Genomic DNA, 22,919 nt, shown 5'->3' with positions numbered 1-22,919 from the left:
GAAATTTAAGGAGGAGGATTATCATGAAAGTAACAAGACGTGTTTTTCTGTTAGCATTGGTATTGAGTTTAGTTCTTTCTTATCCTTGCCTTGCGCAAGATAGGATTTGCTCTGTTGATTTGATGCGTATCTTGGATGAATACAGCAAGCGCAAGGACTTTGATGCTGAGCTTGAGACAAAGATGAAAGCAAAGGAATCAGAACGAAATAAGCTGATAGAGGAATTAAAGGAAATCCAGGATAAGATTACCCTTCTTTCAGATAAAGAGCAGGAGAAAAAACAGAAGGAACTTGCCACCAAGAGCAGAAATCTGCAGGAATTTGATCAGAAGATGCGTGTAGATTTGCGGAAATTAAGAGATGAGAAATTGAGAGAGATTGATGCGGATATCAGAAAGTCTGCAGAGGAGCTCGCAAAGAAGGAAGCATGTTCCTTTGTCTTAGTGGACTCTCTCTTCCTTTATGGCCAAAAAAATAGTGACATAACAGACGGGATTATAGAAACCTTAAACAAAAAATATAAGAAGTAACAATGCAACAGAGTCTTAAATTGAACAAGACATTAAAGGAAATTGCCAAGCTGATTGACGGAGAGATTGTGGGCAATGCCGACATAACTATCAGCGGCGTCTGCGGCATAAAAGAGGCCAAAAAGGGAGATATAACATTTATAGCAAATCCTAAATATCTAGCCTTAATGGATGATACAAAGGCTTCGGCAATAATTACAGATAAAGAAGTAAATAGTGCCTCCAAACCCATTGTTCGGGTAGAAAATCCTTCCTTGGCATTTTCTAAAGTAGTTTCTTTTATTTCTAATGATGAACAGGTCAGGCCTAAGGGTATTCATCCTGCGGCAATTATAGGAGAGGCAGTCAAGTTAGGTAAGGATGTAGGTATTGGCGCCTATGTAGTTATTGAGGATGGGTGCGAGATTGGAGATTCAACAGTTATTTATCCTGGTTGTTTCGTTGGCACTAAGACTAAAATCGGCAAGCAGACACTGATATATCCCAATGTTTCCATAAGAGAAAAGATCACGATCGGCAATAGAGTAGTTATTCACAGCGGTAGTGTTATTGGTTCTGAAGGTTTTGGTTTTACTACAGTTGGAGGGGTACATCAACATATACCCCAGATCGGAACAGTGGTTATTGAGGACGATGTAGATATCGGCTCTAACGTAACAATTGACAGGGCAAGGTTTGATAAAACAATTATTGGTAAGGGCACGAAGATTGATAATCTTGTTCAAATTGCTCATAATGTTATTGTGGGTGAGAATTCAATAATTGTGGCTCAGGTAGGGATTTCCGGAAGCACTAAAATCGGAAAGAATGTAATATTGGCCGGCCAGGCAGGTTTAGCTGGCCACATTGAAGTAGGCGATGACGTTATTGTGGCAGGACGATCTGGAGTGACAAAGTCTGTCCCAGCTAAAACAAAGGTCTTTGGTTTTCCTGCCAAGCCTTATGCTACTGCCATGCGGATTCATGCCTGCGTTCAGAGATTGCCTAAACTTTATAATAAGATAGATGAGTTAGAGAAACAGATTAAAGAGTTAAAAGAGGAGATTAAAAGACTCCGAAAAAATAGGTGAAATCCGTGGATATGCAAAAAACAATAAAAAAAGAGATTAGTCTGAAAGGAACAGGTCTACATACGGGGAATTTAGTAAAGGTCAGGTTTAAGCCCGCACCTATAAATACTGGAATCTTGTTTGTTCGCACAGAGTTGCCAAATCGACCTGTAATTCGCGCAGATGCAAATTACATCTTATCCATTGACAAAAACCCGCGCAGAACAAGCATTGGTCAGAATGGAGTCGAGATACATACTATTGAGCATCTTATGGCAGTATTTTCTGGATTGGAAATCGATAATGTTATTGTAGAAATAGATAATAATGAGATTCCGGGCCTAGACGGTAGCGGGACTAATTTTATGCAGGCTTTGCAAGATGCGGGTGTAATTGTTCAGGAAGCACCTCGGAAATATTTTAGCGTAAAAGAGCCTATCTGGATCGAAGAGGATGAGGCCTCTCTTGCTGTTTTGCCTGCTGGCGATTTTCGCATTTCTTATACGTTAAGTTATCCGCATGACCTTTTAAGGGCACAGTGTCTTGATTTTGTTATAAATCCGCAAGTTTTTCAAAAGGAGATTGCGCCTTCGCGTACCTTCTGCTTGGAAGAAGAGGTAGATGATTTAAAACGCAAAGGCCTAGGAAAAGGTGCAACTTATGAAAATACATTGGTTGTGGGAGATAAAGAGGTAATCAAAAATAAACTGCGTTTTGCTGATGAGTTTGCGCGCCATAAGATTATGGACTTAATCGGTGATTTAAGTTTATTAGGTTCTCCTATAAAAGGACATATCATTGCTTTTAAAAGTGGCCACCCTTCGAATATAAAATTATTAATGCGTCTTAAGCAACAGAAGGATAGATACGAATTAGGAGGAGTTACTTCTGCATCCAGCGTTAAATTTCAAGGATCAACTCTGGAAGCAAGAGAGATTATGCAGATATTGCCTCATCGTTATCCGTTCCTTTTTGTGGATAGGATTGTTGAATTAGAAGAGGGCAAGCGCGCCGTAGGCATTAAGAATGTTACGATGAACGATAACTTTTTTGTTGGTCATTTTCCTGGTAGGCCTCTTATGCCGGGTGTTTTGATTGTAGAGGCAATGGCGCAGACTGCCGGGATTTTGATGCTCTATCCGCAAGAGAATAGAGGCAAACTTGCCTTTTTTATGGCTATAGATAATGTAAAATTCAGAAAGACAGTTGTCCCGGGTGATACATTATTCTTGGAAGTCGAGTTAGGAAGGATCAAGAAAAAGACAGGCCAGGTGCACACGAAGGCCTTGGTTTCCGGCAAGGTTGTTGCTGAAGCAGATCTGATGTTTGCACTTGTGGAAGCTTAGAATTATAGATAGGAATCAACATGGACATTCATAAAACAGCAATAGTCGATAAACAGGCACAATTGACCGATGATGTTGAAATCGGCCCTTATTGCTTTATTGGTCCTGATGTTAAAATTGCAAGCGGTAGCAGAATCGGGGCGCATGCTGTTATTGAAGGTCATACGAGCATTGGCAAAAATTGCAAGATATTTACTGGTGCTTGTTTAGGCAGTATCCCTCAGGATTTAAAATATCAGGGAGAGAAGACCTACTTAGAGATTGGTGAGAATAATATATTTCGCGAATATGTCACTGTTAATTTGGGCACGGAAAGCGGTTCCAAGACAGTTATCGGTAAGAATAATCTGCTTATGGCTTATTCTCATGTTGCCCACGATTGTATCGTAGGTGATGAATGTATTATTGCTAATTGCGGAACGTTAGCAGGTCATGTCACTATTCAAGATAAGGCTGTTATTGGCGGCCTTGTTGCTGTACATCAGTTCGTTACAGTTGGAAGGCTATCTATAATTGGCGGTTGTTCAAAAGTTGTTCAGGATATTCCTCCTTTCTCAACCTGCGATGGTCATCCTACCCGCGTCTACGGAATAAATATGGTCGGCCTTAAGAGGAACGGAGTTAGTCAGGAAGAAATTATGCAGTTAAAAAAGTCGTTCAAGATACTGTTCATGTCAAAATTAAGCTTTCCTCATGCCATCGAAAAAGTTAAGGCTCAAATTCGCGTTAGTCAGAGTATATCCTATCTTATTGATTTCATAAAAAACTCTAAAAGAGGCGTATGTCGATAGAAGGCTCGATTGGTTTAATTGCTGGAAACGGAGCATTCCCTTTAATGTTTTCCTCTGCTGCCAAGACTAAGGGCTATAAAGTCTTTGCTGCGGCAGTTAAAGGGGAGACAAAGCCAGGATTAAAGACAATAGTTGATGATATGCTTTGGGTCGAGGTCGGGCAATTTAAGAAAATGGTAAAGTTCTTTAAATCAAAAGGCATAAATCGCGCTGTCATGGCAGGTCAGATTAGTCCACGTCGACTTTTTGATAAAAGGATTAACTGGGACGAGGAGTTAAGGCATCTGTTAGCTAATATCTCCAATAAGAAGGCAGATACTATATTTTCTGCTATTGCGGATTTACTCTCTAGGCAGTCAATAGAGTTGATAGATTCAACCTCTTTTTTGAATGAGAAAGATTTGCCTCAAAAAGGAGTCTTGACTGCAAGGAATCCTTCAAGAGAAGAATCAGATGATATTAATTTTGGATTAGATATTGCAAAGAGGATCGCAGGTTTAGATATAGGCCAGAGCGTTGTTATTAAGGACAAGTGTATTATTGCTGTTGAGGCCTTTGAAGGGACCAACGCTACAATAAGGCGTGCTGCTAGATTAGTTGGCAAGGGTACAGTTGTAGTAAAGGTAAGCAGGCCGAATCAGGATATGCGTTTTGATGTCCCTGTTATAGGGCCTGAAACAATAAAACTTATGAAGGCTGTTGGTGCGACTGCAATAGGGATTGAGGCAGGCAGGACCGTTGTCATCGAAAGCGAAAAGGCAGTCAATTTAGCCAATAGATTTAATATAGCAATAACTGCAGTTTAATTCTTTAATTTTATTAAATTTCAGCTTATAATTAAGGAATAGGTTTCCAGACAGAGGCCTATTCCTTTAATTTTGAGGTTTTTGGCCTTAGTGTGTTATAAGTAATGAGGAAATGCGCCTGTAGCTCAATTGGATAGAGCGTCAGTCTTCGGAACTGAGCGTTGCAGGTTCAAGTCCTGCCAGGCGCGTTGTTGATAGCTAAACAATGAAAATCTTTATTTTATTTTGCGTTCTATACTTTATCATTGCTTATAGCCTTAATCTGATTGTAGGATGGCGCGTAGGCTGCAATAGGCCCGAGAATGTATACGGCGCAGGCTATGAGGCAAGCCGCAAGCGCTGGACTAAATACAAGACCATTATTCTCTTTATTGCCGCAATATTGGCTATAATCGCCACAGCAATAGTAAAAGTAATGAGCAGCAACTAGAAAGACAGAGATTTTTTCATGCAAGGAGCGCAGTTTATATGAAAAAGAGCCAGTGGATAATGATGTGGTTTTTGCCGCTTATCGTAATAGGAGGACTATTTGTTCCTATCCTGGGCTATCTTGTTGTTGCGATGATGGTATTTTTTCTTACGTTATCCTTTTTTAAAGGCCGTTACTGGTGCTGGAATCTATGCCCGCGGGGAGCTTTTTTGGATATTGTTCTATCCAAGATTAGCCTAAAAAGACCTTTGCCTAAGATATTCCTGAAGCAGTGGTTTCGTTATTCTTTGTTTATCTTGTTTATGAGTTTTCTGATATTTCGTCTCATTCGCGCAGGCCAAAATCCAATTCTTATTGGCTCGGTCTTTGTTTTGATGTGTTTGTTGACAACCGTTATTGCAATTATCCTAGGTATTATAACAAGGCATAGAGGCTGGTGTGCAATATGTCCTATGGGGTTCTTGCAGGAGAGGATAGGTAAGGCGTCTAGCTTGAAAATAAAGAAGTAGTTGTAAGTTAAAGCGTTGATAGTTTTAGATAATTAGTTTATAATATTGCAAATGGGCCACTAGCTCAATCGGTAGAGCAGGACACTCTTAATGTCAAGGTCGAAGGTTCGACTCCTTCGTGGCCCATAGATTTTTTGCAAAGCGAAAAATCATCCCGAAGCCTACCTAATCAATGTTAGACGCAAAGCGTCAAAAATTTACAAGCGTTTAGGCGAGGGGCAAAGAAAGTGAAAAAATACGAAATTATCGAGCACACTGCTGATATTGGCATTAAGGCATATGGAGAAGACCTGAAAGGGTTATTTTCCAATGCTGCAGTTGGGATGTTTGATATTATAGTTGGTAAGAAACGAGACTCGACAGGCAAAAGCCAAAAATTTGAGATAGAGAAGCAAGCAGAGAGCGTTGAGGATCTTTTAGTTGAGTGGTTGGGAGAGTTGTTATTCTTATCCTCTATCAAGAATATAGTTTTTGAAACATTTAATATAGAAGAATTAGACCAAAGGCATATAAAGGCTGTTGCTGTCGGAACCGATTTAGGAAATTATTCGATAGAGACTGAAATTAAAGCAGTTACCTATCATATGCTGGAAGTAGTTAAAAAAGATAATTGTTGGCAGGCGCAGCTGATTTTTGACATATAAAGAATAGCTTATGGGTGGCAAAACCTGGCAAGGCCCGATAGAAAAAATTGATGATTACTGCTGGCGTATACCAAAGAGTTATAAGTTTGGTATGCGTGTGCCGGGCATTATTTATGCTGATGAAAAGCTAATCAAAGATATTCGCAATGATCAGGCAGCAGAACAGGTTGCTAACGTTGCCTTTCTGCCGGGGATTGTTAAGGCCTCACTTGCTATGCCTGATATCCACTGGGGATATGGGTTTCCAATTGGCGGTGTAGCAGCGACAGATATTGAGGCAGATGGAGTTATTTCGCCTGGCGGCGTAGGTTTTGACATCAACTGCGGCGTCAGATTATTGCGCTCAAATTTCACTTTTGAAGATATAAAAAGTAAATTAGAGACGTTAGTAATTGCTCTTTTCCAAAATGTACCTTCTGGGGTTGGTTCAAAAGGTCAGATTCGAGTCAGCCAAAGAGAGGAAAGGCAGATTCTAGTTAAGGGTGCGCGCTGGGCAGTGGAGGAGGGATTTGGCAGCGATGAGGATTTAGCTCACACAGAGGAAAGAGGCGAGATGACTGGCGCTGATCCGGATATGATTTCAGAGAGGGCCTTTGAAAGAGGTAAGGCACAGTCCGGTACTTTGGGCTCTGGAAATCATTTTATGGAAATCCAGATGATTGATGAGATTTATGATGATACAATAGCTAATAGACTAAATCTCTTTAAGGGCCAGATTACTTTAATGATTCATTCTGGCTCACGTGGTTTTGGCTATCAGGTCTGTGATGATTACATAAAGAGATTAATGCCCGCGTTAAACAAATACAATATAAAAGTTCCTGATAGACAACTAGTTTGTGCACCGGTTAATTCTGTGGAAGGAAGGTCATACTTGGCAGCTATGAAATGTGCGGCAAATTACGCTTGGGCAAACAGGCAGTGCCTTATGTATTTGGCGCGAGGGGTATTTGAAAGAGTGTTTAATAAGTCATATGCTTCGATGGGCATGAACTTAATCTATGATGTTGCCCACAATATTGCTAAGATTGAAACCCATAAGGTTAATGGTAAAGATAGGGAACTCTGCGTTCATCGAAAAGGAGCAACGCGTGCCTTTGGGCCAGGTCATCCTGCATTAACCAGTGATTATAAAGACATGGGTCAGCCAGTTATAATCCCAGGAGACATGGGCAGGAATTCATACTTGTTGGTTGGTACGGCGAAGGCAATGGACGAAACATTTGGCAGTTCATGTCACGGGGCTGGCCGTCTTAAAAGCAGGCATGAGGCAAAAAGGAATTATAATGCTTCTGAATTGGTTCAGGAGTTAAAGAAAAAAGGCATTGTTGTAATGGCTTCCAGTCGCGGCACAATTGCAGAAGAGGCGCCGGGAGCATATAAAGATGTTAATGATGTTGTAGATGTAGTGCATAGGGCTGGCATTGCCAAGAAGGTATGCAGAATGCGGCCGTTAGGCGTTATAAAGGGGTAAAAATGTTAGATATAAAATTTATCAGAAGTAATCCAGACATAATTAAAAAGGCGATAAAAAATCGCGGCATGAAGCTAGATATTGATGTTTTGCTTAAAGCGGATGAGACACGCAGGGATAGAATACAAAAACTCGATAGTTTGCGTCAGAAAAAAAATGAAGCAAATAATGAGATAACAGCTCTTTTGAAACAAAAGAAAGACCCCAAGGGAAAAATTAAAAAAATGAAGGTCGTAGCAGAAGAGATTAGCAAATTAGAGGCGCAGACAAGAGAGATTAATGGTAAATTAAAAGGGCTACTTTTAAATGTCCCCAATATCCCCCATGAATCCTTGCCTGTTGGAGATGCCAAGAAGAATAAGGTTGTTCGCAGCTGGGGTAAGATCGAAAAATTTGATTTTAAGCCATTGACTCATTTGCAAATTGTTGAGCATCTGGATATTATTGATTTTAATCGAGCAGCAAAGATTTCCGGTTCAAACTTTATCCTCTATAAAAAGGATGGCGCAAGGCTTGAACGTGCCCTGATTAATTTTATGCTTGATTTACACACTAAGGAAGGCGGCTACACTGAAATTTTTCCGCCATTTCTTGTTAACCGGGCTGCAATGACTGGCACAGGCCAGCTTCCAAAATTAGAAGAAGATATGTATCATCTAAAAGATGATGATTTATTCCTTATCCCTACGGCAGAAGTACCGGTTACAAACATGCATAGAGATGAGGTGTTGAAAGAGGCTGATTTACCGATTTATTATACAGCTTACACTGCTTGTTTCCGGCGCGAGGCAGGTTCATACGGCAAAGATACAAAAGGGCTTACACGCGTTCATCAATTCAATAAGGTAGAAATGGTCAAATTTGTAAAGCCAGAAGATTCTTACGGTGAGCTAGAAAAACTGGTTCTTGATGCAGAGAAGGTCTTGCAATTATTAGGCCTACCTTATAGATTGGTCTTGCTTTCAACACAGGATTTAAGCTTTGCCGCAACTAAATGCTATGATCTTGAGGCCTATGCAAAGGGGAGCGATACATACTTAGAGGTATCAAGTTGTTCTAATTTTACAGATTTTCAGGCCAGGAGAGCCAATATTCAGTATAGACGGACCTCTGATAAGAAGTTATCCTATGTACACACTCTCAATGGCTCTGGTATTGCCACAGCCAGGACAATGATTGCAATTTTAGAAAATTACCAGCAGGCTGACGGCTCAATCAAGATTCCGGAAGCCTTAATCCCTTATATGGATGGGAAGACAAGAATTAGCAAATAAAGTAACGGCTCAAACCCGGGCCTTTTCTCGCCTTAGTGCTCTTATATTAAAGCTGACACTAGCCTTTGTTTCTATTCCATTGATTATTTCTCTAACAGTTTCTTTTCGGGATAGGCTTTCTTCTTTAGGCGGAAATTCTTCGCAATGTTTTTTCTATGGGATTATCTCTTATATTATTTTACATTTTTTCATTTACAGGCCCATTTCATTCTATAGAAGAGGACAGTTGATATTGCGGTTTCTATTCGGTTTTTTTTCACCCCTGGTAAAAGTGGCCCCATATCTTTTGCCAATTTATTCTATACTTGTTATTAGCTGTTTTCTTATTCTAAAGCTCGCTTTTAGTCTTAATCCAGGGGCTAATATATTTTTATTCTTTATCTCTTCTAGTCTGACTTTCCATCTTGTAATAACAGCGGAAGAATTACGCGATAAGGAAGTAGGCCTAGCCAGAGCGAATTACTTTTTTGGTTTCACGATTATCTATTTGGTTAATATCTTGATGCTCGCTGCAGGCCTGCATTTCATGTTTGATAAATTCTCGTTTTTAGAATTTTTAAGTCAGGCCGGCAGTGGATCTTTAGTAATATATCAGAATATATTCAGGCAATTATTTGCTTAGTATAGATCTTCCATCTTATTTAAGAGATGGGAAGTTAAAGAATTTCTTAGAAATTTTTGGAGAGGTGGCTGAGCGGTCGAAAGCGGCAGTCTTGAAAACTGTTGTGGGCGTAAGTCCACCGGGGGTTCGAATCCCTCCCTCTCCGTTAAATTTTTACGACAAGCAAAAATTTAACGGATGCCGTGGAGGCTTTCGCGAGGCGACAAGCCGAGCAAACCGAAACGACGCCGCCACCAATAAATTATTATCTTTTACCACTCCTGATTCATTGCTTTCCAAGTAGTTACAAATACCATTGCGAAATTAATTGTTTCTTGTGTCCAATTAACGACCATTTTTATAGACACCAAATTTTCACCTTTCTAACTACCCATTTCAGGAGTATAATTAAAAAAACAGGGAGACAGAGAATGAAAAGAGGAATAGTAGTGTTTCTATAAATATTTAAAGAGGGGATAAAAATGCCAAAACTTATTAAGAAATTGTCAAAAGCCGCCGGTCTTGCGCCAGGGACTTTAGTTCATATAGGCGATAAGAGGGAAGGAGAAGTGAAAATTACAGTTATTGACTATAGCGAGACACAGTTTCAAGAGAAGGTGGCCAAGGAAGCGCAAGAATGCTTTTCTTTTAAGGACACTCCTACAGTCACTTGGATTAATATAGATGGAATACATAGGATTGATGTTATAGAGAAAATCGGAGAGTGCTTTCAGCTGCACCCTCTTACTTTAGAGGATATCGTAAATACTGGTCAGCGTCCAAAACTAGAAGACTTTGATAATTATATATTCATTGTATTAAAGATGCTTTATGTCGACGAAAAAGACAAAGATATAAGGGCAGAACAAGTAAGTTTAATTGTCGGAACCAACTTTGTAATTTCTTTTCAGGAGAAAGAGGGGGATTGTTTCAACCAAATAAGGGAAAGGATACGTCATGCCAAGGGGCGTATACGCAAGATGGGCGCAGATTACCTTGCTTATAGCTTACTTGATGCAGTAGTTGATGGCTATTATGCTATCTTAGAGAGAATAGGCGAAAATATTGAGTCAATGGAAGGCAGGGCGTTGACTAACCCCGTACCTAAGACCTTGCAGGCAATTCACGATTTAAAAAGCGATGTCATATTCTTGCGTAAATCAATTTTTCCTTTAAGGGAAGTGGTTAACAGATTGGAAAGGACAGAGTCTAAACTAATTAAAAAGCAGACTGGCGTTTTTTTAAGGGATGTATATGACCATGCAATTCAGGTTATTGATGTAATAGAAACATTCAGAGATATGAGCTCAAGCATGCTGGATATTTATTTATCAAGCGTGAGTAATAAAATGAATGAGGTAATGAAGGTCCTGACTATTATCGCCACTATATTTATTCCAATTACTTTTATTGCCGGAGTTTATGGAATGAATTTTCAATATATGCCAGAGTTAAGTTGGAGATGGGGATATTTTGGCGTATTAGCTGTTATGTTTTTAAGCGGCGCTTACATGTTAATTTACTTTAAAAGAAAAAAGTGGTTATAATCTAGCCCAAGATTAATTTTTAATACATGCCCACTAAGAAAACTCTATCTATTTGCATTATTTTTCTTATTTTAACCTTTCTTCTGCTTACCTTTTGGTTATTATTTACAACTAAGGCTTCGGCATTTATAGTGAATTTTTTTCTAAGACACTATTTGCAAGCAAAAGCTGTCAATTTCGAAAGAATAGAAGGGACGTTAATTAAAGGCTTATACTTTCATGAGGTGGAAATTAAAGATTTAAAATATTTGCCTGAAGGCAGTACCCTTAAAATACAAAAGCTCCAATTCAGTATAAACCCTTTTAATCTATCAGGGTTATATGTAGATATATTTAATGGGAGGCTAAGATTGCCTGATTCAGAGGCAACGCTTTTTAATGGAGAGTATAAAAACGGCCTATTTGATATTAATGCATATTCTAAATATCTAGGCGTTCGCCAGACCCTTGATTTATTTGTTAAAGATAAAGCCTTAGAAAATATATCAGGTTCAATAAGCGAATTGGATGTTTATATAAAAGGTTCATTTTTACAGCCGCAGTTTAGCGGCCACTTTCATATTGATAGGCTTTCGCGAGATGGTTTCTCGTTGTTAAATTGCCCTAGCGCTTTCAACATAAGCATTAAAGATATTGAAAATAATATTAAACTCAATGGAGAATTAAATCTCCAACAGGGCCTGATTTCAGCACGGAGCACGACTATGAATATAACCTACTGTAAAATATTATTTTCAGGCAAACCCAATAAGCCAGTAATCGATTTTAAAGGCAATTCAGTAGTAGAAGGCGTTAAGATTCAAGTAGTATTGAGGGGGGCGATTGAGAAGCCCCAGATAAGGCTAGCATCAGAACCGCCTAAGTCGCAGGCACAACTGTTAGTTATGTTGGCAACGGGAAAGAGTTGGAAGAGTTCTGAGACAGCCATAGCAGAAGGCAGAGTAACGCCTGAATTGGCAGGTGATTTAATAGATTATCTTGTCTTTGGTGGTGCCGGAAATAAAATAGCGAATCAATTTGGCATATCAGTAAAATTTGATGGCAAAACAAAAGGAATCGGAATCACAAAACAGGTGTCTGGTAATACAGAAGTAAGTTATGGAATCGAACAGACTCAAGAGGGAGATGAAGGCGCAGACACAACGCATAAAATAGGTGTAGGTCAAAAAATAACTGAGAGTATTTCCGTTGAAGGAGAAAGAGAAACAAAATATAATGAATCTACCAAAGAAGAGGAAGGGCCACAAGCAGACGACAAACTATTATTAAAGTTTAAAAAGCAGTTTTAAAGAGGTGGCTATTATGAATTGGAAATTGATACTCATATTGATTCTGCTGCTTGTTTTAGTAATTTTTGCAGCTCAAAATTACGAGATTGTTGAAATTAAGTTTCTGTTATGGTCTTTTCAAACCAGCAGAGCGATTATAATTTTCTCAACTCTAGCAATAGGCTTTATTGTGGGATGGGCTAGTCATTATCTAAAAGAAAAATAAAGTAGGTTGTTATAGTTAAGTTTAAAAGGGGGGTTAAAGATGAAGAGACAGATGTTAGTACTTTTAGTGTTGTTGTTAGGCCTTTATGGATGCGCCGTTGGCTTTCAAAGTATAAATGATGGAGAGCTGGAGATCAGGGGAATTAAACGAGAGATGAGTAAGGAAGAAGTAATAAAGCTAATAGGAGAGCCTAAAGCAAGAAGCACAATAAGTATTGATAAGGAGGAGTATGAGGTTTGGAATTATCCTATTCAAAGATTATGGGCTGGCAAATTTAAACCCATGGGTTCTTATTATTATCGGGTGCTATTTTTAAACGGAAAGGTTAGCAGATGGAATAAGGTAAAGATTTTTGCACAGTCTTCCTATGAGCTTGAAGAACCGTCCTCAAGCGATACACAGGTAAGAACAATTAAAATTTTCGAGAAAGATTAAAAAATTTAGTATTTCTGTAGTTTTTTGTGTTCAGCTAAGGTGGGTATCAACTAAAGAGGCTGAGCCGTCTCTTTTATAAAAAGGAGATAGTATGAATTTATTATTATTCATAGTCGCGATTATTATTTCTTTCATAGCAGTAAGAATTGGGGCTATTGCTTTTCAATTAACAGGCTTAGAATGGTCTTTGGCTAAGTTTCAGGCACTATCTTGTTTTACTGGAACAGGCTTTACTACAAAAGAAGCAGAATCTATTACGGGAAATCCTCAAAGGCGCAGAATTGCTTCAGTACTTATGGTATTAGGAAATGCCGGTCTTGTGACACTAATTGCTACTTTTGCTAATTCTCTAAGAGTAACTACTGTTATACCAAAGTTTACAATCCCAATTTTACATTTAGTTTTACCAGTGAGTTTTTTGCCCTTAGTTAATCTTGCGATTATTTTAATTTCAGTTTATGTTATTTATAAAGTATTTACTCGCACTAAATTTGCCAGGAAACTAACAGATTTTTTAAGAAGAAATATTGTAAAGAAAGAGTTGGTTAAGCCTGTATCTTTTGAGGAGCTTGTTGTCGCAACCGGTGGCTATGGAATAAGCCAGATTGAAATTTGCAAAGATAGTCCTATAAAGAATAAAACAATTATGGAGTCTGATTTAAGAGTGAGGGATATTAATGTTTTGGCTATAGAAAGAGAGGGAGCAACAATTCCCAATCCTTCTGCAAATGAGAAATTTAATTTAGGCGACAGAATTATATGTTTTGGGAAACTTGAGAATATAAGAAAGGCTGTCTGCTTGGAGCGCTGATATTATCGCTAGTTTACGCTCAAGAAAAAAGATCGTGTTAATTTTTACTTTTTTCCAAGGAGTGATAGTATTAATTCTAGCAGTTATTGCTTTTTTTAAGATCGTCACTCCTTCGCTATTTATTATACTTGTGATTTTCTTTAGTGCTGACGGAGCATTAATTAATCCTGCCTGGAGAAGTCGGTTTTTTGATCTTATTGACAAAAATAGAAGAGGTGCGTCTAGTAGAGAAGACACGCAGTAGAGAGCTTTTTTATAATATGATTAAAGGGAGTTTTCCTAAGGGTAGCCGGTAGCCTAGACAAAGCTAAAATTTACTTGACAAAACCAATTTTTTATTTATATTATATGTACATATACTCATATAGTTACATATATTATTAGAACTTTATAAGAAAGTTAAATGCCATGGGTAAGAAGCGATTGTCGCAGGGGTTAAGGAAATATGTAAGGCGTCAGAAACTCATTATCAAAAGCAGCACCGAAAGCAACGAGGAGAAGCGCCGTTTAACGAGAGAGCTCCTAGATAAATTATATAGGCCAATTTTATGAAAATTTTCCTGTTTAATCGTAACTATTATTAGATTTTTTAAGGGTGGAACAAGAGCTAATTATGCTCTTTTCCGTATAATTCTTGAAGAAAGCACGTAAGGGGAAAATTGCAATGCTACATTGGGGTTTCCCGCCGATTATAGGTGGCGTGGAAACCCATTTGTCTTTATTGGGCCCAACACTAGTAGAAAGAGGATATGCGGTTAATCTTTTGACAGGGACTGTTGCCAATGAAAGAGTAGACTATGAATATAAGGGCATGACTATAAAACGCTCTCCTTTATTCGATCTTAATTGGCTATTCGAGAGAGGACTTGAAGGACTAGAAAAAGAAATTAGGGATTTGATCAATATGTTTCTGGACACGACAAAGCCGGATATAATCCACGCCCACAATATGCATTATTTTAGTAAACTTCATGCTGAAGTTTTAAGCACCTATGCAAAATCGCATAGTATTCCACTTGTCTTGACTGCGCATAATGTATGGGATGAAGGTAATTTTTTAGACCTGACTTTGAATATTGGCTGGGACCATATTATTGCAGTAAGTGAATATATAAAGTTTGAACTTATGGGTATCGGTATCCCGGATAATAAAATTACGGTTGTTTATCATGGGGTAGATGTGGATAAATTTAAAAAGAAAGATTGCGTCCAAATTCTCAACAAATACCCTGCGCTTAAGAATCGCAGAATTATTTTTCATCCGGCAAGATTAGGATTAGCCAAAGGCTGCGATGTGAGTATTAAAGCCTTGAGAATAATAAAGAAATCAATGCCGAATATCCTACTTATACTTACAGGGACAAAACATATTATAGACTGGGGTGCAACCCAACAGAAAGATATTGCCTATTTAGTTCATCTGGCAAAAAAAATACATGTAGAAAAGAATCTATTTGTAGATATGATACCATATGATATTATGCCCCAATTTTATAATATTGCAGATGTGTGTATGTACCCTTCTAATTCACAAGAGCCTTTTGGTATAACAATACTAGAATCATTAGCGATCGGCATTCCAATAATTATTACAGCAGCGGGGGGCATGCCCGAGATTATTAAAGATGGCCATAATGGGTTTATTATTAAAATAAGAGACTATAGAGAACTTGCTGAAAAATGCCTCCTACTTTTAAGAGACAAAAAATTGCGAACCGAACTAGGAGAAAATGGCAGGACTCTTGTGAATGAAAAATATACGAAGGAGGTTATGACAGAGAATACCATAGAAGTTTACAAAAAAATCCTAAGTAAATCATAATATGAAAAATAAGACGTCTTTATTCTCAAGATTAAAATATCTAATCTAGATTTTTTAAGAGAGTAAGAAGGTGGTATATGCAACTTAAAAAAGCGCGCCAAATATTAAAATCTTTAGCTGATGACACTCGCCTCAGAATTATAAATCTATTAAGCAAAAAAGAGTTAACTGTTAGTGAGCTTTGTAAAATACTAAATAAAGCTCAGCCAAATATATCTAAACATTTGACTCGATTACGTTTGACGGGTCTGGCATCAGATAAACGAAGAGGCTTAAACGTTTATTATCGCTTGTTGAGGTCACAAGATAAGGCCTACAATTCATTGCTTAACTCTATCACGATAGGATTAGCGCAATTAGAGATTTTTAAGCAAGATTTAGCTAAGTTAAGCAAATTAAAAACAGACCGAAAATAAAAAAATCGCAAGAGGAGACAAAAAGCAATGAGCAGAGACTTATTAGTTGTTCTAGTATTGACGTTGAGTTTAATGATGGTTTCGATTTGCGGCGTATTGTTTGCTCAGGAGGAGGAAATAGGATATATCTACGGCATAGTAAAAAGCGTTTCCCCTGATTATATCACAGTGACTGAATATGATTATATTAATGAGCAGGAAATAGATACTACCTACGTTATAGATCCTGCAACAGAGTTAAGCAACGTAGATTCGCTTGAGAACATCAATATGGGTGACAATGTCGGTATTGATTATATAATTAGAGACGAGAAAAGGGTAGCCAAGATTATCATCGTTTATAAGGAATCTTATGAAGAGGAATACAAATCTTCAGAAATAGAGAATTCAGAAAGCGAAGAGCCTTCCATAGAAATAGAATATTAAAGAGGCTAAAGGCAAAAAGTTAATTATGGATAAAATGGAAATTTTAGCGAATTCAACTTTGCAATTAGTTTTCCCCTTAGAAGGATATGGTTATTTCCTTAAGGAAGTCTTAAACAATAAGAACAGATGGCATACTAAGATAGTCTGTAGCATTTTAAATGGAGATTCTAGGCAATATGTATCCACGACCTATGCAAAGCTAGATGATTATTTAAGGCTTCTTGAGATTACAACCTATTTAAAGTGTATCAATAAGATATGTCCTGAAATTACAATGATATATCCTAAAGATAAGACTGTGATCTGTGATTATATAGGTGAATTTCTATCTGATTATTTACTAAATAATCCCTCTGATATTATTATGAGTCTGACTTCAGTTTATAGCTATCTTCGAGATATCAATTCTATTAATCTAGACTATAAGGAATTCCTTGCTCCCGCAAATATTAAAGCCTCACTTCAGTTGAGCAAAGAATTCTCAGAAGATTTTGAATTTTTACCCAAGGTTAGGGCTATTATAGATAAACTTGAGAAATCAAATATTAAATTCATTTATGGTTGTGGCATAGAAGACCCTCATATATGGAATTTTAGAATTGTAAGAAGCGAAAGTAAAATTGAAGCTTTGACTACCGACTTTGACTACTTCTGCGATACTGTTAATTGTTTTTGGGAATTGGGTTATCTATATGCTACAATTAGATGGTTTAAGAAAACTTCGTCCCCTCTTGCTTCTCAAGCAGAAAAGTTTCTGCTTTCTTTAGTCGAAAATCAAAATTTAAAGGGTAAATTTATGTTTTGGCTAGGAGTTTTATCTAGTTATTGTGGCTACAAAGATAGTTTGCTCAATTTTAAGATAAATGGAAGCATAGACAGATTAAAAGAGCAGTATCGAATAATTAAACAATTGGATGATAAGATTTATTATTTAGCAATTAGGTTATTGAAAGAAGATGCTTCATGATGTTCTCAGCGGAAATTTTGTCTCTATCTATGACTTAGAGTGAGTAAGTCTATATTATAAAGTTAGGCACCGGTGAGTAAAAGTTTTGAAGGGTGCTGATAGCCATATGTATAATTATAATTTTGCTCTAAATTGGAAGGATACATTAGAGGAGCAATTTATAACGCTTCTTAAGAAAGCTTGTGAAGACCGCAAGCTTTCTTTTTTATGGATAAACAAAAAAAATATCATTTCAATAATCAAGCAACTTAAAGAGAATAGATTGAAGATAGATGCTCTTCTTGACGGCGAGGCGACATATAATAAAAAAGGAGATATATACGCTAAGCTATGTTATGCTGCCAAGGATGCAGGGGCGGCAATTATTAATGATCCGGATAGAACAAGGATAGCTATAGACAAGTCTGTTTCTCATTTTGAACTTATTAACGCAGGAATTCAAACTCCCTATACAGTTATAGTTCGTAGTTGGGAGCCTAGAAATAGAGGACTAGCTCAAGAGACAAAAAAGAGGCTGGGAATACCATTTATAATAAAACCTGCTTGCGGATACGGACAGAAGGGATTAATTAAAGATGCTCGCGGAACTATAGAAGAGATTGCAAAAGCGCGCAGTTTTGATTATGAAGATAATTTTTTGCTTCAAGAGAAAATTATTCCTATAAGGCTTGGCAATAAGCGTGCCTGGTTTCGCCTATTGCATGTCTTTGATGCTATAATACCTTGTTGGTGGGATGACCAGACAAATATCTACGAACATGTTAGCGAAAAAGAATTTTATACTCATGATTTTCTTAAGCTTGTAGAGATAGTTGCAAAGATCGCATCTTTGTCAAAAATGGTCTGGTTTTCTAGCGAGATAGCAATTGATAAAAAGAAAGATAGGAGACGTTTTGTATGTATAGATTATATCAATGATCAATGCTGCTTAAATACAAAATCCGAAACAAGCAGCGGGCTACCTGATAATATAGTTAAATATATTACGCGCCATATTGTAGAGAAAACTTATGATTTTATTCATAAGAAGTCAGTGGATAGAAGATATAAAGTTTTCCTTAAAGGCGCTACTATTGAATTAAAAGGCTTAAGTGTCCCGTCGTCTTTGTTAAGGCAGGGTTATCCTTAAGCTAAATGGAGATATAGGAAATGGATAAGAAAAAATTCCTTTTTGTATCCTTGGATGGATTTATTGGTGATATTGCCTGGCAAGTTATCAAAGAAGGACATGAAGCAAGATATTTTATAAGAAATGAGAGCAATCAGGATATAGCAGATGGGTTCGTTCCTAAAGTTGAGGATTGGAGAAAGGAAGTTGATTGGGCTGATGTTGTAATTTTTGATGATGTTTTAGGATTGGGTAAAGAGGCGCAAAATTTAAGGAAAAACGGAAAATTCGTAATCGGTGGCACAGAATATACGGATAGACTCGAAGATGATAGGACCTTTGGTCAAGAAGAATTAAAGCGAACGGGGATTAGCATATTACCTTATAAGGAATTTAGTGATTTTACAGATGCAATAGGATATGTAGAAAAAAACCCAAACAGATATGTAATAAAACCAAGCGGAGAGGCACAAAATTTAAAGAGAATGTTATTTGTAGGTGAAGAAGAAGATGGCAAAGATGTGATTAAAGTCTTGGAGGCCTACAGAAAGGTTTCTACAGATGACATAAAAGTTTTTCAACTTCAAAGACGAGTGACTGGCGTTGAAATAGCTGTTGGGGCTTTTTTTAACGGTTCGCAATTCGTCCACCCCATTAACATAAATTTTGAACACAAAAAGCTTTTCCCTGGCCAGATAGGCCCATCTACAGGTGAGATGGGTACTTCTATGTATTGGAGTAAGGCCAATAGGCTTTTTAATGCCACATTAGCTAGACTGGAAAGTAAATTAAGGAAAGAGAGATACGCAGGATATATAGATATTAATTGCATAGTTAATGCAAATGGTATTTATCCTTTAGAATTTACGGCTCGTTTTGGTTACCCTACTATATTTATTCAGCAGGAAGGCATCCAAATGCCTATGGCTGAATTTTTATTTAATTTAGCTTGCGGCAATTTAAAAGAATTCAAAACAAAAAAAGGATTTCAGGTAGGCGTGAGGATTGTAGTACCCCCATATCCTTTTAAAGACGAAGACACTTTTGATAGGTATTCAAATAATGCCGCTATACTTTTTAAGAAGCAGTATTACGATGGCATTCATATTGAAGATGTAAAGAATATAGATGGACAATGGCTTGTTGCTGGTACTATGGGGGTGGTCCTTGTAGTAGTTGGTATTGGCCAGACTATGAAGCAAGCTCAATCTCAGGCCTATAGCAGAATAAAGAATATCATAATACCCAATATGTATTACCGTACAGATATAGGGAATAGATGGTTTGAAGATTCAGATAAACTGCATACATGGGGTTATTTAAGAGAAGCCTAAGCTTAAAAATAAATTAGGCTTTTATTTTAGAGGGTCTTAACGTGAGAGTAAAAAACAAAAAAAATGAAGTTAATCCAAAAGGGTTATCAAAGTTAATCTCTTCTGAAAAGACAGAAATATTGTCTAATTGGATTAAGCTTATTCAGGCGCAAGGCGGAAGTTATTCTAATGTATCGAAGTCTGAATTGCATGATTTATGTTCTGAATTTTTATCTGCATTCATTGAGATTCTAGAAAAAAATAATTTCTTGAAACTACGCATGTTTTTAGAAAAGCTTAGCCAACTTCGCAGTTCTCAGGGATTTAGGCTTTCTGAAGTACAGCGGGCTTACTACTCATTTTATGAGTCTGTAAGGCCGATGATAGAGCAGTGGCAAAAGAAGGCAAGAGTGCCAGAAGGATCAATAGAGAGAGTAAGTAGCATTATGATTGATACATTATTTGAATTATCAGAGGCATATTATAAGAGGCTGAATGAAAAAATAGATGGATATGTTGATGAGGTAGAACACGCAAATTTAAAACTTAAAGAAACGTCCATTAGAGATGGGCTTACGGGTTGCTATAACCATAGATATTTTTTGGATACTTTGGATTTGGAAATATCGCGAGCAAAAAGATATAAGCGGCCTTTTTCAATTGCCATATTCGATGTTGATCACTTTAAAAATTTTAATGATAATTTTGGCCATCCTTTTGGAGACGAAGTTTTAAAAGGCATCGGAAAGATTTTGCAGGAGTCTTTACGCTCTAGTGATAGCGTATTTCGTTATGGAGGAGAAGAATTTAGTATTATTTTTCCCGAAACCAAAAGAAGAGAAGCCCTGTTGATTTCTGACAGGATAAGAGTTAAAATAGCTAATAATTTGTTCCGTATAAAAAGAAAAAAGGTTAACGTAACCATTAGCGGAGGCGTGGGAGAGCTCAATGAGCAGCATCCAGATAGAGAAACTTTGATTTCCAATGCAGATAAGGCCTTGTATTTGGCTAAAAGACATGGAAGAAACGAAGTTACGGTTTACAAGAAGAGATGATTAAAAATATACTATTAGCTTTTATACCTATATTTGTAGCAGTTGATGCAATTGGAGTGTTGCCAATATTTGTTTCTCTTACTCGTGGTTTAATAAAAGAAGATAAATCCAAGATTATAATTCAATCGATTATAACTGCTCTTTGTTTAGCCGTGGGTTTTATATTTTTAGGCAAAGGTGTTTTTGAATTTCTTGGTATAAGTCTAGGGGATTTTATGGTAGCAGGCGGTGCAATTTTATTTTGTATAGCTATAATTGACATACTTAGCCCCGGTAAGCGTCGTCGCCTGCCGGCTAAAGAATTAGGAGCAGTTCCTTTAGGCACCCCCTTAATTGTTGGTCCGGCTGTTCTTACTACCTCTTTAATAATTATTCCTGAATACGGCTTATTTGCAACATTGATCGCAATTTTTCTTAACATTCTTTTGGCTGGATTAGTCTTCTCGTCATCAGAGATTTTGATAAAGAGATTAGGCGAAGCAGGAAGTAAAGCCCTATCAAAAGTTACAAGTCTGCTACTTGCTGCTATTGCTGTTATGATGATAAGAAAGGGCATAGTTTATATTTTGAATTTGTAGATTATTTGTGATTAAATTGTGTAGGACTAATCCTGTGAAAATCGGGGATTTTCACAGGGTCATCTAAAGTGAATACACAGGAAAAAGTTGTATAAAGTTGTGTAACATATGTAAAGGTTAATTATTTGACAATAAAAGACTTATGTTATAAACTATTATCCTACCGAGAGTTAGAGAATTTAACTTAGAAGACTTCCTTCCTTTCCGCCATTCTATATATAGCTTACGGAAGAGAAGCAATATTAATAAATTATGGATCAGCAAATCATGCCGTAACTAATTTCTATCTTAGATAATAATAAGGCTAAAAGGCTTGATTTATTTAGTAAGGAAGTTTAGAAAATGTTTAATAAAATAATTGAAGAATTAAGGCATCATGCACCGTTTACATTTTTTGGGGCGCTTACTGGAATAATCGTTATGTTGTTTGCTCATAAATTGCCTCAGCAGGTTTCTTACAATGTCTTTTATATACTTCATCCGATTCACGTTGTTTTAAGCGCCATTGTTACTGCTTCGATGTATGAATTCTATAGATGCAGCGTTAATCGAGCGAAATGTAATTTAGGGACTTTATTTATTATCGGTTATGTGGGTTCTGTTGGTATAGCTACTTTAAGTGATTCCTTGATTCCGTATCTAGGAGAAACCTTGCTTAACCTGCCAGCAAGGGACGTCCATTTAGGTTTTATAGAAGAGTGGTGGTTAGTTAATCCCTCGGCAATTTTAGGTATAGCAATAGCTTATTTTAAACCAGCAACTAAGTTTCCTCATTTTGGCCACGTATTGTTAAGTACCTGGGCTTCGCTTTTTCATGTTATTATGGCAATGAGCGGTACTTTAGGTTGGCTCTCATATGTGTTTATCTTTCTGTTTATATTTCTTGCCGTCTGGATACCCTGTTGTATAAGTGATATAGTATTTCCGCTATTGTTTGTGAGGAAAAAATAGGAGCTCCCTCGTCTACCTTAAGATCCGAAATTTATGTATAAATTTTGGAGAGGTACTGAAGTGGTCATAACAGGCCGCTCTCGAAAAGCGGTTGGGACGTAAGTCTCACGTGGGTTCGAATCCCACCCTCTCCGATAATCTTTTAATTTAGAGGGATTAGATATTGGTTATTAGAAGGAGACAGAAAATGGTAAAAACTAAAAAGAGAATCTCAAAAGACAAAAAAATAACTTGTAACGTATGTGGACTTATTTTGAAGGTTGATAATATATGCGGCTGTGTTGAAGAGTGTGATGTTATTTGCTGCGGCGAACAGATGAAGCTGAAGAGGAAATAGAACAGTTCCCAGCTTGCTTAAATCCTTTAATTATGATACAATTTTGACACATTTTCTATAGCATCTGCGATGATCTGTGTATAAAATCGGAGAGATGCCAGAGTTGGTCTAATGGAGTCGCCTGCTAAGCGATTGGTTTGCCACAAGCGGACCCCTGGGTTCGAATCCCAGTCTCTCCGCCATACCTTTTGGTTCCTACCATTTT

At 37.3% G+C, this 22,919-nt stretch carries 27 protein-coding genes and 5 tRNA genes; all 32 read left to right on the top strand.

What is annotated here, in order from left to right:
• Nucleotides 1-23: 23 nt before the first annotated feature.
• The 32 genes from KJ593_07830 to KJ593_07675 all read left to right on the top strand — a co-directional run bounded on the left by KJ593_07830 (nt 24) and on the right by KJ593_07675 (nt 22,896).
• A complete protein-coding gene (locus KJ593_07830) occupies nt 24-530 on the top strand; it encodes an OmpH family outer membrane protein (protein MBU2541792.1) in 507 nt (168 codons plus the stop codon).
• 2 nt (nt 531-532) lie between these two features.
• Complete coding sequence (lpxD, locus tag KJ593_07825) at nt 533-1,600, top strand: UDP-3-O-(3-hydroxymyristoyl)glucosamine N-acyltransferase (GenBank protein ID MBU2541791.1); 1,068 nt, start codon at nt 533-535, stop codon at nt 1,598-1,600.
• An 11-nt stretch (nt 1,601-1,611) separates the two neighbouring features.
• The gene (lpxC, locus tag KJ593_07820) at nt 1,612-2,925 is read left to right on the top strand and encodes a UDP-3-O-acyl-N-acetylglucosamine deacetylase (GenBank protein MBU2541790.1); all 1,314 of its coding nucleotides are present in this window, start codon (nt 1,612-1,614) and stop codon (nt 2,923-2,925) included.
• Between the two features lie 20 nt (nt 2,926-2,945).
• A complete protein-coding gene (gene lpxA / locus KJ593_07815) occupies nt 2,946-3,716 on the top strand; it encodes an acyl-ACP--UDP-N-acetylglucosamine O-acyltransferase (protein MBU2541789.1) in 771 nt (256 codons plus the stop codon).
• Nucleotides 3,707-4,522, top strand: a complete 816-nt coding sequence (lpxI, locus tag KJ593_07810; protein MBU2541788.1) for a UDP-2,3-diacylglucosamine diphosphatase LpxI — start codon at nt 3,707-3,709, stop codon at nt 4,520-4,522. The genes lpxA and lpxI overlap by 10 nt, the downstream gene beginning before the upstream one ends.
• 114 nt (nt 4,523-4,636) lie before the next feature.
• Nucleotides 4,637-4,710: transfer RNA gene (locus tag KJ593_07805), tRNA-Arg, on the top strand.
• Nucleotides 4,711-4,727: 17 nt separating this feature from the next.
• On the top strand, nt 4,728-4,952 hold the full coding sequence (locus tag KJ593_07800) for a hypothetical protein (GenBank protein ID MBU2541787.1): 225 nt from the start codon (nt 4,728-4,730) through the stop codon (nt 4,950-4,952).
• Between the two features lie 38 nt (nt 4,953-4,990).
• Nucleotides 4,991-5,461, top strand: a complete 471-nt coding sequence (locus KJ593_07795) for a 4Fe-4S binding protein (protein MBU2541786.1) — start codon at nt 4,991-4,993, stop codon at nt 5,459-5,461.
• 53 nt (nt 5,462-5,514) lie between these two features.
• A tRNA-Lys gene (locus KJ593_07790) sits at nt 5,515-5,587 on the top strand.
• A 101-nt stretch (nt 5,588-5,688) separates the two neighbouring features.
• A complete protein-coding gene (locus KJ593_07785) occupies nt 5,689-6,105 on the top strand; it encodes an archease (GenBank protein MBU2541785.1) in 417 nt (138 codons plus the stop codon).
• Nucleotides 6,106-6,115: 10 nt separating this feature from the next.
• Nucleotides 6,116-7,579 carry an RtcB family protein gene (locus KJ593_07780; protein ID MBU2541784.1) on the top strand — a complete coding sequence of 488 codons (1,464 nt, stop codon included), beginning with the start codon at nt 6,116-6,118 and terminating at the stop codon, nt 7,577-7,579.
• A gap of 2 nt (nt 7,580-7,581) precedes the next feature.
• A complete protein-coding gene (serS, locus tag KJ593_07775) occupies nt 7,582-8,853 on the top strand; it encodes a serine--tRNA ligase (protein ID MBU2541783.1) in 1,272 nt (423 codons plus the stop codon).
• Nucleotides 8,828-9,475, top strand: coding sequence for a hypothetical protein (locus KJ593_07770; protein ID MBU2541782.1), 648 nt, complete (start codon nt 8,828-8,830; stop codon nt 9,473-9,475). Before serS ends, KJ593_07770 begins: the two co-directional genes overlap by 26 nt.
• A gap of 58 nt (nt 9,476-9,533) precedes the next feature.
• Nucleotides 9,534-9,620: transfer RNA gene (locus tag KJ593_07765), tRNA-Ser, on the top strand.
• Nucleotides 9,621-9,936: 316 nt separating this feature from the next.
• Nucleotides 9,937-11,001 carry a magnesium/cobalt transporter CorA gene (corA, locus tag KJ593_07760; GenBank protein ID MBU2541781.1) on the top strand — a complete coding sequence of 355 codons (1,065 nt, stop codon included), beginning with the start codon at nt 9,937-9,939 and terminating at the stop codon, nt 10,999-11,001.
• Nucleotides 11,002-11,351: 350 nt separating this feature from the next.
• Nucleotides 11,352-12,290, top strand: a complete 939-nt coding sequence (locus KJ593_07755; GenBank protein MBU2541780.1) for a translocation/assembly module TamB domain-containing protein — start codon at nt 11,352-11,354, stop codon at nt 12,288-12,290.
• A gap of 13 nt (nt 12,291-12,303) precedes the next feature.
• Entirely contained in the window at nt 12,304-12,495 is a 192-nt protein-coding gene (locus KJ593_07750; protein ID MBU2541779.1) for a LapA family protein, read from the top strand.
• 39 nt (nt 12,496-12,534) lie between these two features.
• On the top strand, nt 12,535-12,930 hold the full coding sequence (locus KJ593_07745; protein ID MBU2541778.1) for a DUF2845 domain-containing protein: 396 nt from the start codon (nt 12,535-12,537) through the stop codon (nt 12,928-12,930).
• Nucleotides 12,931-13,021: 91 nt separating this feature from the next.
• Entirely contained in the window at nt 13,022-13,741 is a 720-nt protein-coding gene (locus KJ593_07740) for a hypothetical protein (GenBank protein ID MBU2541777.1), read from the top strand.
• Between the two features lie 34 nt (nt 13,742-13,775).
• Nucleotides 13,776-13,985: an MFS transporter gene (locus KJ593_07735; GenBank protein ID MBU2541776.1), complete on the top strand. Its 210-nt coding sequence runs from the start codon at nt 13,776-13,778 to the stop codon at nt 13,983-13,985.
• Between the two features lie 420 nt (nt 13,986-14,405).
• Nucleotides 14,406-15,563 (top strand): glycosyltransferase family 4 protein, encoded by a 1,158-nt coding sequence (locus KJ593_07730; GenBank protein ID MBU2541775.1) that lies wholly within the window; start codon nt 14,406-14,408, stop codon nt 15,561-15,563.
• A 77-nt stretch (nt 15,564-15,640) separates the two neighbouring features.
• Nucleotides 15,641-15,979: a metalloregulator ArsR/SmtB family transcription factor gene (locus KJ593_07725; GenBank protein MBU2541774.1), complete on the top strand. Its 339-nt coding sequence runs from the start codon at nt 15,641-15,643 to the stop codon at nt 15,977-15,979.
• Nucleotides 15,980-16,006: 27 nt separating this feature from the next.
• Nucleotides 16,007-16,405, top strand: a complete 399-nt coding sequence (locus KJ593_07720; GenBank protein ID MBU2541773.1) for a hypothetical protein — start codon at nt 16,007-16,009, stop codon at nt 16,403-16,405.
• Nucleotides 16,406-16,430: 25 nt separating this feature from the next.
• A complete protein-coding gene (locus KJ593_07715; GenBank protein MBU2541772.1) occupies nt 16,431-17,372 on the top strand; it encodes a hypothetical protein in 942 nt (313 codons plus the stop codon).
• 106 nt (nt 17,373-17,478) lie between these two features.
• A complete protein-coding gene (locus KJ593_07710; protein MBU2541771.1) occupies nt 17,479-18,501 on the top strand; it encodes a hypothetical protein in 1,023 nt (340 codons plus the stop codon).
• 20 nt (nt 18,502-18,521) lie between these two features.
• A complete protein-coding gene (locus KJ593_07705) occupies nt 18,522-19,814 on the top strand; it encodes a phosphoribosylamine--glycine ligase (GenBank protein MBU2541770.1) in 1,293 nt (430 codons plus the stop codon).
• A gap of 41 nt (nt 19,815-19,855) precedes the next feature.
• Nucleotides 19,856-20,848, top strand: a complete 993-nt coding sequence (locus tag KJ593_07700) for a diguanylate cyclase (protein ID MBU2541769.1) — start codon at nt 19,856-19,858, stop codon at nt 20,846-20,848.
• Entirely contained in the window at nt 20,845-21,426 is a 582-nt protein-coding gene (locus KJ593_07695) for a MarC family protein (protein MBU2541768.1), read from the top strand. The genes KJ593_07700 and KJ593_07695 overlap by 4 nt, the downstream gene beginning before the upstream one ends.
• A gap of 342 nt (nt 21,427-21,768) precedes the next feature.
• The gene (locus tag KJ593_07690; GenBank protein ID MBU2541767.1) at nt 21,769-22,377 is read left to right on the top strand and encodes a hypothetical protein; all 609 of its coding nucleotides are present in this window, start codon (nt 21,769-21,771) and stop codon (nt 22,375-22,377) included.
• A 46-nt stretch (nt 22,378-22,423) separates the two neighbouring features.
• Nucleotides 22,424-22,511, top strand: a tRNA-Ser gene (locus KJ593_07685).
• Nucleotides 22,512-22,564: 53 nt separating this feature from the next.
• On the top strand, nt 22,565-22,714 hold the full coding sequence (locus tag KJ593_07680; protein ID MBU2541766.1) for a hypothetical protein: 150 nt from the start codon (nt 22,565-22,567) through the stop codon (nt 22,712-22,714).
• 88 nt (nt 22,715-22,802) lie between these two features.
• Nucleotides 22,803-22,896, top strand: a tRNA-Ser gene (locus tag KJ593_07675).
• The last annotated feature ends 23 nt before the right edge of the window (nt 22,897-22,919 follow it).

Source organism: Candidatus Omnitrophota bacterium (assembly GCA_018830005.1).
In the GTDB taxonomy this organism is placed as follows: domain Bacteria; phylum Omnitrophota; class Gorgyraeia; order JAHJTE01; family JAHJTE01; genus JAHJTE01.
Note: the sequence above shows the minus strand (reverse complement) of the source record. Positions and strands in the feature narration are given on the sequence as shown.